Source organism: Paraburkholderia sp. Ac-20342, assembly GCF_017104985.1.
GTDB lineage: Bacteria > Pseudomonadota > Gammaproteobacteria > Burkholderiales > Burkholderiaceae > Paraburkholderia.
Map to the genome: position 1 here is coordinate 1 of NZ_JAAGPQ010000140.1, position 14,675 is coordinate 14,675.

The following is a 14,675-nucleotide window of genomic DNA, read 5'->3' on the forward strand; positions in this document are numbered from 1 at the left end:
GGGATATCAGTCACTACCTGATGCATAGGTACAACTGGATACGGCCGCATCAGTTCAATGACGGACTGGCGCCGGCTGTCGCGGAAGAAAAACTTAACGCAGTGTCCGGAATCAGTTGACCACTACAATAAGTAAATTCCTTCAACGTGGCTGATATCGTTCTAGTGATCGTCTCCTCGATTTGGATGTGATCCTCGAACAAAAAATAGTTGAAGAAATCAATTTATGGAGACCATGGTGAGATTAAAAAATGTGAAATTCGCAAAGTGGGCGATCGCTGCTCAAGGCATGTGTATGGCGTTCTGCGTCCACGCTCAAAGTAGCGTGACGCTGTACGGACTTATTGATGAAGGTCTGAACTATGTCAGCAACGAGGGTGGTCACGTTGCGTTTGCGCAGGCATCGGGCAACATACAGGGTAGCCGCTGGGGCATCACGGGCAGCGAGGACCTGGGGGGCGGCTACCAGGCCGTTTTCAGGTTGGAGAACGGCTTCGCGCTCAATAACGGCACACTCGGCCAAGGCGGCCTGCTGTTTGGGCGTCAAGCCTATGTCGGATTCGCGGCACCAGGTGGCACATTGACGTTGGGGCGACAATACGACTACCAGGTCTTGCTCTATCCGATGGCCAACATGGCTCAGGCCGGTACGTATGGGTTTCACCTGGGCGACTACGACCGCGTTGCCGGCGAGCGGTTGAACAACGCAATCGCATATCAAAGCCCCACGCTGATGGGCGGTTTAAAGATCGGTCTCCTGTATGCGCCCGGCGGCGTTCCTGGGCATCTCGCGGAAGGCAGTGCACAGAGCTACGGAATAAGCTACGGGCGCGGTAACCTGAATATGGCGGTTGCGTACACCAGCATAAACAACACAACGATCACGCCTTACGCGTCGATCGGCGTACCCAGCCTGTTTGGTGCCGTGCAAACCGGCACAATCAATCTTACGCGTCTGTCGACTGTTGCCGCAGGGGCGAGCTACAAGATCGGCGCGGTACTCGTGCATGGAGTTTACTCGCTCACGGATATGAAAAACGGAATGGCGAGCGCGGTGCTGAGCAGTTGGGACGGCGGAGTGACGTATACGTTGACGCCGAGTATGACGGTGTTGGGAGGCGTCGTGTATTCGCGGTTGGATGAAACGCACTGGAATCAATACATGCTTTCGCTCGACTATCTCCTGTCAAAACGCACTGATCTGTATGCGGTTCTCAACTACGAACATGCGCATGGCGGGAACGCGCTAGCGACGCTATTCACCATCCCGTCATCAAGCGGTTCGAATCAGGCAATCTTAAGTCTGGGATTGCGTCATCGCTTCTGACGGAATCGTGACCGCTCAGTCCGTGACTGCAAGCGGCGCGGGCGTCCGGAAGAAAGCCAATGGGTTACCAATGGCCAGCAATGGGATGGGCGTGTGTCTGTGATGGTCGACGAGGGCGTCGATCCACTGCATCTGTGGATGTCGGTCATCGCCCGCGTATCGTGGATGTGACGCCGGCACGATCCAACGAGTGCTAAATTCATAGGTTCAGGACCAATTGCAACCTATAACCTATGAAGAATCACGCTCGAACCAACCGTGCCGCCGAGGCCGGCATGAAAACATTCGATATGATGCGAGGCCTCGATCTGGAGTCCGCGCGCCTTTTCATTATTGCCTATGAGGAAGGCAGTCTTACCCGGGCAGCGGAGCGAAGCAACATTGCGGTTTCAGCCGTCACCAAGCGGCTCCAGGATCTGGAGTACGTATTTGGCGTATCGCTGTTCAACCGCCATGCACGTGGCGTGACGGCCACGCCCGCTGGTGACGAGTTCGCCAGGCAGATCCGTTTGCTCATGCAACGCCTGAATGAAACGGCTAGTGCCATGAGAGAATTTTCGGAGGGCATTCGAGGGCGAGTGCGGATAGCCTCGAGCCAGTCGGCGATCGTTGGTGGCCTCGCTGCTTTCGCCGGTACGTTCGTGAAGACGAATCCTGAGATCGCCGTTGATCTGCAGGAGATCCACGGCTGGTCGCTCGTCCCTGAAATCACGAGCGGTCGCGCTGACCTTGGGCTCAGCCTTTCCGTACTTGAGGTGCCTTCGTCGGTGACGACCGTACCGTACAAGGCAGCCGACCTGATCGTCGCCGTACCGAAAGACCATCCGCTATCCAGCCGCGAATGGGTGAGGTTCGAGGACCTGATCGACTTCGAACATATAACACTAGGGCCCAAGAGCACGCTCTGCTCGTTTCTTGTCAATCAGGCCGCCACGCTTGGCCATGAATTGAGATACAGGGCGGTGTCATCCTTCGATGTCATGAGGTCGATGATTGCCGCCGGCCTTGGCATCGGTATTCTTTCCGAGATCATGGTCCCCTCCGAGGCCGAGAGCCTGGGGTTGCGCTGCCTTGCGTTGCGAGAAGACTGGGCGCGGGCGAGCATACGTATTTACTACTGTGACGATCTTATTCCGCCGTCAGCGCGACTGTTCCTGAAAGACTTACTGCTCGCCCAAGGTCAGTCTTCTCCATTGGAGAATGCTGAATTAAAAAAATAGAAATTGATATTCCTGACGCTTCCCTATAATTTCACAAATGAAAGGTAATTCCATATAGGTGGAGAGTCAGTAGATGAAAATAAAGAGTGTTAATCCGATATTCGCCGACCGTTTTCTTTACGTGGAAATCGTCACTGAAAATGGTCTTCGCGGTATTGGCGAATCCGGCGCATGGGGCCAGCTCGAGGCAAGTGCCGCGGCGATTGTCAAATGCGGAGAATATCTGGTTGGGCGCGACGCGCGCCAGATCGAACATCACTGGAACGTATTGCAGCGTGCCAATCATTTCACCGGCACGGCAATTATGGGCGCGGTTTCCGCAATCGATATCGCTTTGTGGGATATTAAGGGCAAGGCACTCGGGGTGCCAGTCCATGAGCTCATCGGTGGCAGGATGCGTGACAAAGTCCGGCTGTACGGGCACGTAAAGGCACGCACCCGGGCAGAAATGATCGACGAGGCCTTGCTGCGCAAGGAACAGGGCTTTACCGCGCTGGGCCATCTGAACCCGTTTCTTGACGAAGACTACGAGCAATATTTCCGGCCGCATGCCCGCAAGATGGAGGATGCCGTCGAAGTCGTGCGGATGCTGCGCGAAGCACTGGGTCCGGATGTCGATCTTTGCATTGAATTGCACCGCCGCCTCAGCCCGGCGGAAGCTGTTACGTTCGGACGCGGCATCGAACCGTATTTTCCGATGTTTTATGAGGATCCTCTGAAGCCGACAGGCATCGACGCCATGGCATGGGTGGCCGACCATATTCCTGTACCCATCGCGACGGGGGAACGTTTTTTCAACATGCACCTGTTTCAATCGATTATCGGGCGACGCGGCGTGCAGTTCCTGCGCCCTTCGATAGGTCTATGCGGCGGCATTACGGGCGCAAAAAAGATTGCCGCGCTCGCCGAAGCAAACGATATGGAAGTCGTGCCTCATAATCCTTTGTCGCCACTTAATCTGATTGCGGAATTGCACCTCGATGCATCGATTCCCAATTTCGCGATTCAGGAATATCCGTCGTCCTCGAAAAACCTTCATGGCACGACGCAACTGCCCGGCAGAGAAATGTTTTCAGAGTTTGCCGAGCCGGTGCGTGGCTTTCTCGAGATTCCGACCGCGCCAGGGTTGGGCATCGAGTTCGTGCCGGACGTCGAGAAGCGCTTTCCCAAAGTCGATCGACCCCTCACGATGCGTCCGCATCTCGACGGGTCCGTGATCGAACAGTAGTGCGATTTCGTCGAACACCACTGCTACGGCCAAGGAGACTGGCACGGTAGCGGTGGTATGGCGCTGAGCGCAACGCCAGCGTGGGAACGGCCGTATCAGCCTCTTCCACAGTCTGCTGAAGAATGAATGTGTCGACTCGACACCAGCTTTCATCCCCCGGATGAACACGGATGCCTGATGAAAATTAAAAGCGTATCGGTCATTGCTATCGAAATGCCGCTGAGCCGCACATTTGGCGGAAGCAAATACAGCGTCACGAAGCGATGTACCACGATTACCCGGATGGAGACCGACAGCGGCCTCATCAGCGAGGTCTATAACGGCGACAATCGCGCTCAGATGCGCGAGGTCGTGGATATTCTCGAGAACGAGCTGACGCCGATGCTGATCGGCGAGGATGTCTTTGCTGTCGAGCGTCTTTGGCAAAAAATGTTCAAGGCCACGGAATGGAATCGTGATCGCAAGCTCGTGATGGAGGCGATCGCGTGCATGGACAGCGCAATCTGGGATCTGCTCGGCAAGGCGGCGGGTGTGAACGTATGCCGCCTGCTCGGCGGCTATCGACAGGAACTGCCGTTGATCGCTATTGGCGGCTACTACGAGGAGGGAAAGACGCTCACGGATCTCGGTAACGAGATGGAGCGTCTGCGTGAGTCGGGGCTGATGGGATGCAAGGTCAAGGTCGGCGGCCTGTCCGCCGAAGCCGACGCGAAGCGCGTGGAGGCGGCACGCAAGGGAGCCGGCGATGGCTTCTGGATTGCCGTCGACGCGAACCGGGGATGGCCCGTTTCCGAGGCAGTGAAGTTTGCGCGCTTGATCGAGCAGTACGACATCGCGTGGTTCGAGGAGCCGTGTCTGTGGCACGACGATGCGTACATGATGGCGGAGGTGCGCCGCAGGACATCGATCCCGATCGATGCGGGGCAGAGCGAAATGAGCGCTGCGGGCGTTCGCAGACTCGTCGAAGGCGGCTCGGTGGACATTATCAATTTCGATGCCTCCGAAGCGGGTGGCATCACCGAATGGCGACGCGCCGCGACACTTGCCCAACTGCATGGATTACGTGTCGGTCATCACGAGGAATCGCAGATTGCGATGCAGATGATCGCTGCCATTCCTAACGGGCTCTGCGTGGAATGCTTCGAGGCGGATCGTGACCCGTTGTGGGCCGGACTGATCGCAAACCGCCCCAATCCGAAGAATGGAGTGATCCAGATCCCGCAAGGGCCCGGATTCGGCCTCCAACTGGATTGGGACATGGTCAAGCACTATCGCGTGAATTAGCGATCGATGTCACCTCCCGGATGAAGTGGAGGCGATGGGATATCGGTCCTCAATTTTTCGTCCGGCCGGTGGCGAGCGACCAGGCGTGATTAACACTAGCCAGTAGTGGCTAAGATTGGCTAACGCGGGAAGGAAACATGGACGTGGTGTTAGAGCGAACCAAAAACCAGGCAGCAACCACATTGGCGCGCAGAGTAATTTTTGCGCTGAGTTTGGCAACAGTGGCGGAGGGTGTGTTTATCGGCGGAATACTACCTATTATTCCCGCTATCGTGCGCCGGTACGAAATAACGTCAGGCGAGGCGTTCTGGCTCAATGCCGTTTATCTGCTGGCCGTGGGCGTAACATGCCCGGCACTGAGCCGCCTCGGCGATATCTACGGCCACAAGAAGATGACGATACTCACGCTTATCGTGAGCATGGTGGGCATCGCACTGGACGTCGTCGCGCCGAACTATGGTGTTTTCCTCGTCGGCCGATTCCTCCTCGGCTTCTGTCCCGCTATCACGCCATTGGCCATTGGTATATTCCGTAACTCGCTAAGCGAACAGGCCGCACTCTATGGCATTGGATCGCTTGCCGCGGCGATGACCGCGGGCCATGCGATAGGTCCGGTTTTTGCAGCCTACGTGTTCAGCGCAACGTCGGGAATCGGATGGGTATTTGCGAGCTGGATCGCGTTGCTGGGTCCGTCAGTCATTGCGATCATGCTGCTGGTACCCGCTTCACCCGCGCCCGCGACACGACGGGCAATGGATTGGCCAGGCGCCGTAATGTTGGGTGGCGGCGTCGCGGCGATCCTGCTCGCGTTCGCTTACGGGCCTAAGGCGGGGTGGGGCAATACCATCGTGCTCGGTGCAATCGTTCTCGGCGTCGCTTTACTGGTGGCCTGGTATAAGTTCGAACAACGTACGGCGTTCCCGCTTGTCGATCTGCGCATGCTCAACAATCCGCGCGCGCGACCTTACTATATTTCGAGTTTTCTGTGGGGATTCGCCTATTACGGCTCCCAGACGACTGTCGTGCTGTTTCTGGGCGCGTCGCATGAAAAGTTGGGATTCGGGTTCTCTGTTTCAGTGTTGACGCTTGGTTGGCTTCTTCTGCCGCAGTACCTGGTTACGGTCGTGGGTGCGTTGATTGTCGCGAAGATCGTGAGGTCGTTTGGCGGATACAGGACGTGCGGAATCATCGGCGGCGTTGCGCTCGGCGTGGGCTTTGCCGGCATGATGGTGGCCACCCACATACTCTGGCAGTTCATGCTGTTCAGCATGATGACGGGATTCGGCTCGGGCCTGCTGCAAACAACGCTTTCCGGTCGCGTCAGTCAGGTCTGTCTGCCAGACGAACGCGGCATATCGGCCGGAATGTATCAAACCTTCAAGAATATCGGTGGTGCGATGGCCAGCGCGTTCGGCTCGGCGACTTTCGCGGCTCTAGTTATAAACGGGACGAAGATCGCGTCGGAGCGGGCCTATATGATCGTTTTTGTTAGCTGTCTGCTGGTGTCCATGCTGATTGTGGCGGCTCTGCAATTCGGACAGCGCGACAAGGCTGACCAGGCAACCGGGACCTGATCGGGCCGCTGTTGCCCCTGTAGACGTTCGCACCGGTTACGATGCCGCTTTTCATCAAAAGGACCGCGGACGCTCGAGGCCCACATCGCATAGATCGCACGAGACAGCATTGAGCGGACGAACGCTGCCCGGCTGGATGAGTGCCAGGGCGAGTGGCCAGGAGCACGTGCCATAGCCATGACAATCACGCTTGCGCAGCTCAATTGCATCCGACAGGTGGTCAACAACCAGTTCAGCGTATCGCGAACCGCCGAGATGCTATTCACCACGCAGCCCGGCGTCAGCAAAATGATTCGTGCGCTCGAGAGCGAGCTCGGCATCGTTATCTTCCTGCGGCGCGGCAACCGCCTTATCGGGCTCACCGACGAAGGACGCGAGGCGTACGCGCTCGCGAGGCGCATGCTGCAGGACGCTCGCGCGCTGCAGCAGTTGCACACGAATGCGAACAGCTCGGAGATCGTTGGCGTGCTGCGAGTCGGCACCACGCATATTCATGCGCGCTACAGACTGCCGGCGATCACAGAGCGCTTTTTGAGGGCTTATCCGAAGGTGCAGATCGAGTACTCGATGGGAGCGCCGTCGGAGATCTATTTTGGTGTGCGGGACGGGACCATCGACATCGGGCTGAGCACGGTGCCGGAAAACACGCTGTCGCGCATCCTCGCGATTCGCGCTTATGAAATGGAGCGCTGCCTGATTGTGCCAACGGGGCATCCATTGCTCGATGTCGAAACGATAACCTTCGAGGAGCTTGTCAAATGGCCGTGGGTTGTGCACGACGAGCGCTTTACGTCGGGTGCGATCGTTCATCGCGCATTCCAGATGCACGGGATGCTGCCGAACATCGCGATTCGCGTGATGGACGCGAGTGTCGTGAAGGCCTATGTCGCGCAGGGGATTGGCATTTCGGTGGTGCAAAAAATGGCGATGGAGGACGAGACCGACGGGCGCCTGAAGCAGATCGACGTGAGCCATATGTTTCCCTCGCCGAGTGCAATGGTGACGGTGTGTGCCGACCATCTGCTGAAGGTGTTCGCGTTCGATTTCATCAGGCTGTTGTTACCCGGTTATCCCGCCGAAACGCTCGCCGCACAGCTACCGAATGGCGACGAATTGCTCAGTCGATCATTCCTTCAAAGGCATGATTGATACGGAATAAGTCATTTGACTGCATGGTTGTCCCCCCGCAGACTTTCATGCATTCCCAAGAGAAGAAGCGAGGAGCTACAAGTCGATGTCGAATTCCACTGAGCGCGTGTCCAACCCTCACTACCCTGTCGTCGACGTCAATCAGACGTTTCGCGGCGGGCCGCGCACCCTGCAGTTTCTGACGCAAATCAACAAGGCATCACTTCTGATGCTTGCTGAGACAGGTATCATCGCAGCCGATGTCGCGGCCCAAATTGCGGCAGGTATGCTTGCTATCGACGACGATCCGAACGCGCCGCAGTCCGGCGACTACCTTCAGTACGAAGAACGTCTCGTTGCGGTAGTGGGTTCACAGGCCTCACTTGTTCATGCGGGACGTAGCCGTCAGGACATTGCCTCGCTGCTTGCGCGAATGAATCTTCGCGACGACCTGCTGAACGCGCATCGCGCACTCGCGGCGGCACGCGGCGCGATCGTCGAACTGGCCGACAAGCATCGCGACACCATCATTCCCGCGTATACGCATGGCGTGCAGGCGCAGCCGACGACCTTCGCGCATTACCTGCTGGCACTATCGAGCGGCATGGGGCGGCAACTCGAACGTTTCGTTCAGGCGTGGGCGCGGCTGAACCTGAGCAGCCTGGGCGCGGCGGCGCTGTCGACTTCGAGCTTTCCGATCAACCGCCAGCGTCTTGCGACGCTGCTCGGCTTCGATGGATTGATCGAGAACGCGTACGACGCGAACCATCTCGCGCCTGTCGACTGCGTGCTCGACTATGCGAACGCCGTGTCGGTCGCCGCGGTGCAGATCGGCCAGTTCGCTCAGGATTTGCACGCACAATATTCGGCGCCGATTCCATGGCTCACATTGCAGGCCGGTGACCTGATCGGTGTCAGTAGTCTGATGCCGCAAAAGCGCAATCCCGCCGCGCTGGAACAGTTGCGCGCGCAAAGCAGCTTGTTGCTCGCGGATATGCAAGGGCCATTCATGCTCGCCCATAACGTGCGCACCGGAATGTTCGACTATCGCTCATACGATCCGCTGCCAACGACGCGCCCCGTCGCGGTATTCACGTTGCTCGAGCGTGTGGTTCGCTCACTTGTTGTGAATCGCGAGCAGGCGCGCGCGGAGGTCGACGCGGACTATTCGACGGTCACGGAGATCGCTGACAAACTGATGCAGCGCGCGAACGTGCCGTTCCGTATCGGGCATCACTTCGCGTCGGTACTGACCGACTACGGGCGCGGGCTGCGTAAGCGTCTGTGCGATATCGGCTACGACGAGGCCATGCGACTGTACGAAGAAACCAATGGCACACCGATGCCGCTCGATGAAGCTGCCTTCACGCAATGCGTGGACCCGGCGCAGATGGTGTTCAACCGGCGCGGCACAGGCGGGCCGCAGCTGGACGAGGTCGAGCGGATGTTCGCCGCCGAGAGCCGCGCGGCGGCCGCGGCGCTCGACTGGAACCAGTCGACTCGTGCGCGCCTCGCTGGGGCCGACGCTGAGCTTCAGCGCCTCGCCGTCGAACTCACGCGTTGACGCGCGTAGCGCCGCGCGCCGAAGGCGCGCACGTAACACACCATCTATAAAACAAAGGAGACGATCTTGTTGCGTACTGTCCTGCTTTTCCTGCTGGCGCTTGGCTTCTGCACGTCGGCATTCGCCGAGTACCCGGACCGGCCAATCCGCCTCATCCTGCCATACACGCCCGGCGGCGGCGCAGACATCGTAGGGCGCCCGCTCGCGGCTGAACTCGGCAAGCAACTCGGCGTGTCGGTAATCGTCGAGAACAAAGGCGGCGCGAGCGGCAACATCGCCATGTCCTATGTCGCGCATGCACCGGCGGACGGCTACACGATCATACTGCCGCTCACCGCGCAGGTAGCCGTGAACCCGACGCTGTATCGCCATTTGCCGTACGACCCGATCAACGACTTTGCGCCGATTACGGTCGTGGGCCGCGCGGCCTATTTCCTTCTCGTCAATCCGAAATTGCCCGTGCACACACTGCAGGAATTCATCACGCTTGCGAAGAACAATCCGGGCAAGTTCTCGTATGCATCGAGCGGCATCGGTAGCGGACTGCATCTATCCATGGAGCTGTTCAAATCGATGGCCGGCGTCGATATGGTCCACATTCCATACAAAGGCGGCAGCGAGGAGTATGCCGAACTGCTCGCGGATCGCGTGCAGGTGATGTTCGGCGGCGTTGGCGGCGCGAAGCAGTGGATCGAAAACGGCAGCATGCGCGTGCTGGCGGTGTCGACTGAACAGCGCTCGCGCGTGTTGCCGAACGTGCCGACGTTCGCCGAAGCCGGCGTACCGGGCTTCGAGTCCGATGTGTGGTATGCACTGCTCGCACCGAAGGGCACACCTGCGCCGATCGTCGCGAAGCTCCATGACGCGGTGGTCGCGGCGCTCAATTCGCCCTCGCTGCAGAAGACGTTCCACGACAACGGCATTGAGACGATCGGCTCCACGCCGGATCAGTTGACTGCGCTAATCAAGACGGATACGGTCAAGTGGGCCGACGTGATCAAGCGCGCGAAGGTGCCGCAGCAATAACGCGATCAGGCATGACTTGACGTGTATGGAGACAGACATGGATCAGAGGAGAGCAGCGGTCGCTGGCGAGCACCGCTTCCATATCGACTATTACGGCGGCGGTCTGATGCTGCTGATCGGGCTTGGTGCCGCGTACGTCGGCGCCGGGTATGGGACCGGCGACCTGCGTCACATGGGACCAGGCTTCTTTCCCGTCGCGGTTGGTGCGGTGCTTGCGCTGATGGGCGCATTGATCGCATTAGGCGCACGGGGTCAGCCGGATGAGGGCAGCAACACGTCACGAGTCGAATGGCGCGGCTGGATCTGCATCATCCTCGGCGTGATCGCCTTTATCGTCGTCGGGCGCTACGGTGGGCTGATGCCGGCGACGTTTGCTGTCGTGTTCGTGTCAGCTCTCGGCGATCGCGACAACTCGATCGTCCACGCGGCGGAGCTTGCATTCGCGATGTGCGTGGTCTGCGCGGCCGTGTTCTGGTGGGCGCTGCAACTGCAGTTTCCGCTCTTCACGTGGGGAGGCTGACGCGATGCTCGCTCAAACCTTGTCGCAACTGGTACAGGGATTCGGCGTCGCGTTCGAGCCGCACAATCTGATGTGGTCGTTCGCCGGCGTGCTGGTCGGCAACCTGATCGGCGTGCTGCCCGGCATGGGCGCGCTGTCGGCGATCTCGATGCTGTTGCCGCTAACGTACACGATGCACCCGGTTGCCGCGGTACTCATGCTGGCTGGGATCTTCTACGGCTCGCAATACGGCGGCGCGATCGGCGCAATCCTGCTGAATCTGCCGTGCCATCCGCCGCACGCCGTGACGTGCCTCGATGGCTATCCAATGGCACGTGCGGGCAGGGGAGGCACCGCGCTTGGCATCACGATGATGGCATCGTTCTTTGCCGCGTCCTGCGGGATTCTCGTGATGATCTTTGCCTCGCCGCTGTTAGTGAAGATTGCGTTTGACTTTGGGCCGGCCGAGCTTTTCTCGATCATGCTGCTCGGGTTGATCGCAGGTGGCACGATGTCGCGGGGTTCACCGATAAAGGGCATCGCGATGACCTCGCTCGGTCTGCTGATCGGCATGGTCGGCACGGACGTGAACAGTGGTGTGGCGCGCTTTACTTTCGGCTTTGTCGAGCTGTCGGACAAGGTCGAGCTGGTTGCGCTCGCGCTCGGGCTGTTCGGTGTCGCGGACTTCCTGCTCAACGTGAACCGGATGCAATCGGTCGACGGCGGCACAAAGCTGTCGATGCGCGACATGCGGCCTTCGTCCGCCGAGATGAAGCGGGCGTTTTTCCCGATGCTGCGCGGCACGTTCGTGGGTACGGTATTCGGCGCGATGCCGGGAACCGGCCCGACGATCACGACGTTCATTGCCTATGCGCTCGAGAAGAAAGTATCGAAGACGCCGGAGCGCTTTGGTCATGGCGCACTTGAAGGCGTTGCGGCACCGGAAGCGGCGTCACACTCGAAGACTCAGGTCGACTTCATTCCGACGATGAGCCTCGGCATACCGGGCGACGCGGTGATGGCACTGATTCTAGGCGCGCTATTGATCCAGGGCATCCAGCCGGGACCGCAATTGATCAGCGATCACCCGGATATCTTCTGGGGGCTGATCGCGAGCTTCTGGATCGGCAATGTGCTGCTGGTGTTGCTGAATGTGCCGCTGATCGGAGTATGGGTCAAGCTGCTGCGCGTGCCATACCGGCTGATGTATCCGTCCGCCTTGTTCTTTATCGCGGTCGGCGTGTTCAGCACGAATAACGCGTTATTCGAAATTGGCGAAACGCTCGTATTCGGCATTTTCGGCGCGGTATTGCTCACGCTGCGCTTTCACGTCGCGCCGATTCTGCTGGGTTATGTACTAGGTCCGATGATCGAGGAGAACTTCCGGCGTGCAATGCTGCTGTCGCGCGGAAACCTCGCAGTCTTCGTCGACCAGCCGATTAGCGCGTGCTTCGTTGCCGCATGCGCTCTATTGATTTTCGCACAAGTGTTTTTTGCGATGCGGAGTCGATTTAGCCGACGCAGGGTGTCGCCCGTGCCGAGGGACGGAGCAGCCTCATGTCAGACGGAGGGGGTTGTAACGAAGCGGTAGTGCGGCATGCGTGCGATGTAATGACGCGTCGCCACGCCGATAGGGCGTCGAGACATCACGTAGTTTAAGAACCCGATTCATTGTGCGGACGAGGTACAGACTAGCACCTCGTCCGCACGCGTTCAGGAAAGATTTCTTCGGCACCAGTGTTGGGCCTGTTGTAAACACCACGCGGTAGACGAGACGCCAACCCATTCCAGGCACTTGCATCGACGACATTCACCAATGCCGTCGTGGCCGCGTGCGCGTTGCGCATGACGGTCCGTAAGTCGTTTCTGGTTCTGTTTTCGCCTAATAAGAATTGAGCTTTCTCGCGAAGTTAAAAGAGAAAAACAAGCAGCTGTTATTCACAACTGGAGACGAATATATGAAGATTATCTGCTGTGTAGCCACTGGCGCAATTCTGTTTGCTGGCAACACTTATGCCCAGAGTTCCGTCACGCTCTATGGCATTATCGACGAGGGCATTAACTACAATAGCAACATGAATGGAGGCAGGGTATTCGCTACACAAAGCGGAGTGATGCAGGGGAGCCGTTGGGGGCTTCGCGGTCTCGAGGATCTGGGCGGTGGTTTCAGTACGTTCTTTGATCTGGAAAACGGCTTTGATGCCAGTACCGGAAAACTCGGTCAAGGCGGGCTCCTGTTCGGGCGTCAGGCTTCGGTGGGACTGAATAGTCCCTATGGTACTTTGAGCCTCGGCCGCCAGTACGCGTCGGCGATGGACTTCGTGGGGGCGATGGCGGTGAGTAACCAGTGGGCGGGCAATATCAACGCGCATCCCGCCGACGTGGACAATCTGAACGATACCTTCCGCATCAATAACGACGTCAAGTTCAAAAGTATTTCCTACGGCGGATTTTCATTTGGAGGCGATTACAGCCTGGGTGGCGTGGCTGGAGCTACCTCGCGCAATCAGGCGTGGTCTTTGGGCGCAGGTTACACGATGGGGCCGCTTCAGGTCGGAGCTGGGTACCTCAACGTGAGAAATCCGAATATCAGTCTATTCGGCAACGCAACGTCGGGAACCGCTTCGGCGGCCGTGGCCAATACGACGTACCCGATCTTCAGCGGTTTCACGTCCGCGCGCACCTACCAGGTCGTCACCACCGGCGTCGCATACAAGCTGGGCGCGGCGACGCTGGGTGCGACGTACGCCAACGTTGCGTTCAAGGAATTGGGGGACTCGGCGAGCGGTCCGAATCCGTCGGGATACAAGGGAAGTGTTCACTTTAATAGCGCGGAAGCGAGCCTGAGATACCAGATCAATCCTGCGTTGCTGGTCGGTCTGGCATACAACTATACGAACAGCAGCAGTGTGTCGTCTGCAACGGGGATCAATAATGGCGCGACCTATCAACAGGGGATGGCCGGTATCGACTACCTGCTGTCGAAGCGAACCGACGTTTATCTCCTCGGGGCTTACCAGAAAGCATCTGGAACCGATTCGCGTAACCGTCCCGCAATCGCATCCATTAACAACCAGTCTTCACCTTCCAGCAGCGATCGTCAGGCTGTCATTCGCATAGGGATGCGTCACAAGTTCTAAGAGAGCATCGACGAGAGCCGGCATGCTCCGTGGCGGATTTTCACGGAGCAGATCGGCCCAGCTAGCGGACACCCCTCAGCTTGAAGCCCTCGAACTGCAATAACGGACTTTCACAAGATAGCGGTGCTTAGCGAGGCGGCCAGACCTCAATGTCGAGAGCTTCATCCGCATAAAAAGAAGCCCATGTTTAGCCGGGCCGAATAGGTAGCGCTCTCGCACGCCACCTTAAGACGCACTCATCCTCTCAACGGCAAAAGGCCAATCGCGGACCCGGCGGACTTCAGCCATGCGCGTGATCGGCCCATAAGACCGCAAGCAACCTGTCTGGGAGAACCGCGCAGTCGGCCAGCGTAATCTTGCTGAAAATAGTTAGTCGCTCTTTGAGTGGATCAAATGTCAGAGCCTGTGGTCGATGCCGATAAGCATTGCGGCGTTGTTCGTCTGAAGCGTCGCGCGGGTATCACAAATACTTCAGAAGTGTTTCTTCGCCCACTAGCGGCCATTTCACCGCGAAGTCTGCCGACAAAGATTCGCAACCGCAACACGATATTGCCGATAATCAGTATCCTGACTGCCGATAATAGTATTCTGCCAAAGCGAAATACCTCGCAACGCCCATCCCATCAGTGATTCGCTCCACGCCCGCGCTCTTTTTTCTTCATCTCTTGGTAGTTGTACTTATTTGA

General features: G+C 58.2%; 11 protein-coding genes. All 11 read left to right on the plus strand.

The annotated features are described in order from the left end of the window. Positions 1-225 precede the first annotated feature (225 nt). The 11 genes from G3N58_RS32020 to G3N58_RS32070 all read left to right on the plus strand — a co-directional run bounded on the left by G3N58_RS32020 (position 226) and on the right by G3N58_RS32070 (position 13,989). Positions 226-1,326 carry a porin gene (locus G3N58_RS32020; RefSeq protein ID WP_206001191.1) on the plus strand — a complete coding sequence of 367 codons (1,101 nt, stop codon included), beginning with the start codon at positions 226-228 and terminating at the stop codon, positions 1,324-1,326. Positions 1,327-1,601: 275 nt separating this feature from the next. Then, positions 1,602-2,546, plus strand: a complete 945-nt coding sequence (locus G3N58_RS32025; protein WP_206001192.1) for a LysR family transcriptional regulator — start codon at positions 1,602-1,604, stop codon at positions 2,544-2,546. 73 nt (positions 2,547-2,619) lie between these two features. After that, a complete protein-coding gene (locus tag G3N58_RS32030; protein ID WP_206001193.1) occupies positions 2,620-3,774 on the plus strand; it encodes a mandelate racemase/muconate lactonizing enzyme family protein in 1,155 nt (384 codons plus the stop codon). A 177-nt stretch (positions 3,775-3,951) separates the two neighbouring features. Then, complete coding sequence (locus tag G3N58_RS32035) at positions 3,952-5,058, plus strand: mandelate racemase/muconate lactonizing enzyme family protein (protein ID WP_206001194.1); 1,107 nt, start codon at positions 3,952-3,954, stop codon at positions 5,056-5,058. A gap of 137 nt (positions 5,059-5,195) precedes the next feature. Then, the gene (locus tag G3N58_RS32040; protein WP_206001195.1) at positions 5,196-6,632 is read left to right on the plus strand and encodes an MFS transporter; all 1,437 of its coding nucleotides are present in this window, start codon (positions 5,196-5,198) and stop codon (positions 6,630-6,632) included. Positions 6,633-6,809: 177 nt separating this feature from the next. Beyond that, complete coding sequence (locus G3N58_RS32045) at positions 6,810-7,781, plus strand: LysR substrate-binding domain-containing protein (RefSeq protein WP_206001196.1); 972 nt, start codon at positions 6,810-6,812, stop codon at positions 7,779-7,781. Positions 7,782-7,866: 85 nt separating this feature from the next. Next, a complete protein-coding gene (locus G3N58_RS32050; protein ID WP_206001197.1) occupies positions 7,867-9,324 on the plus strand; it encodes a lyase family protein in 1,458 nt (485 codons plus the stop codon). A gap of 66 nt (positions 9,325-9,390) precedes the next feature. Beyond that, entirely contained in the window at positions 9,391-10,350 is a 960-nt protein-coding gene (locus G3N58_RS32055; protein WP_241017317.1) for a tripartite tricarboxylate transporter substrate binding protein, read from the plus strand. Between the two features lie 37 nt (positions 10,351-10,387). Then, a complete protein-coding gene (locus G3N58_RS32060) occupies positions 10,388-10,870 on the plus strand; it encodes a tripartite tricarboxylate transporter TctB family protein (protein WP_206001198.1) in 483 nt (160 codons plus the stop codon). A 4-nt stretch (positions 10,871-10,874) separates the two neighbouring features. After that, entirely contained in the window at positions 10,875-12,440 is a 1,566-nt protein-coding gene (locus G3N58_RS32065) for a tripartite tricarboxylate transporter permease (RefSeq protein WP_206001199.1), read from the plus strand. Positions 12,441-12,807: 367 nt separating this feature from the next. Next, positions 12,808-13,989, plus strand: coding sequence for a porin (locus tag G3N58_RS32070; RefSeq protein WP_206001200.1), 1,182 nt, complete (start codon positions 12,808-12,810; stop codon positions 13,987-13,989). Positions 13,990-14,675 lie beyond the last annotated feature (686 nt).

Excerpts from the sequence above, each read along its gene's own strand:
- G3N58_RS32020 (WP_206001191.1), top strand. The coding sequence starts at position 226 with ATGGAGACCATGGTGAGATTAAAAAATGTGAAATTCGCAAAGTGGGCG.
- G3N58_RS32025 (WP_206001192.1), top strand. The coding sequence starts at position 1,602 with ATGAAAACATTCGATATGATGCGAGGCCTCGATCTGGAGTCCGCGCGC.
- G3N58_RS32030 (WP_206001193.1), top strand. The coding sequence starts at position 2,620 with ATGAAAATAAAGAGTGTTAATCCGATATTCGCCGACCGTTTTCTTTAC.
- G3N58_RS32035 (WP_206001194.1), top strand. The coding sequence starts at position 3,952 with ATGAAAATTAAAAGCGTATCGGTCATTGCTATCGAAATGCCGCTGAGC.
- G3N58_RS32040 (WP_206001195.1), top strand. The coding sequence starts at position 5,196 with ATGGACGTGGTGTTAGAGCGAACCAAAAACCAGGCAGCAACCACATTG.
- G3N58_RS32045 (WP_206001196.1), top strand. The coding sequence starts at position 6,810 with ATGACAATCACGCTTGCGCAGCTCAATTGCATCCGACAGGTGGTCAAC.
- G3N58_RS32050 (WP_206001197.1), top strand. The coding sequence starts at position 7,867 with ATGTCGAATTCCACTGAGCGCGTGTCCAACCCTCACTACCCTGTCGTC.
- G3N58_RS32060 (WP_206001198.1), top strand. The coding sequence starts at position 10,388 with ATGGATCAGAGGAGAGCAGCGGTCGCTGGCGAGCACCGCTTCCATATC.
- G3N58_RS32065 (WP_206001199.1), top strand. The coding sequence starts at position 10,875 with ATGCTCGCTCAAACCTTGTCGCAACTGGTACAGGGATTCGGCGTCGCG.
- G3N58_RS32070 (WP_206001200.1), top strand. The coding sequence starts at position 12,808 with ATGAAGATTATCTGCTGTGTAGCCACTGGCGCAATTCTGTTTGCTGGC.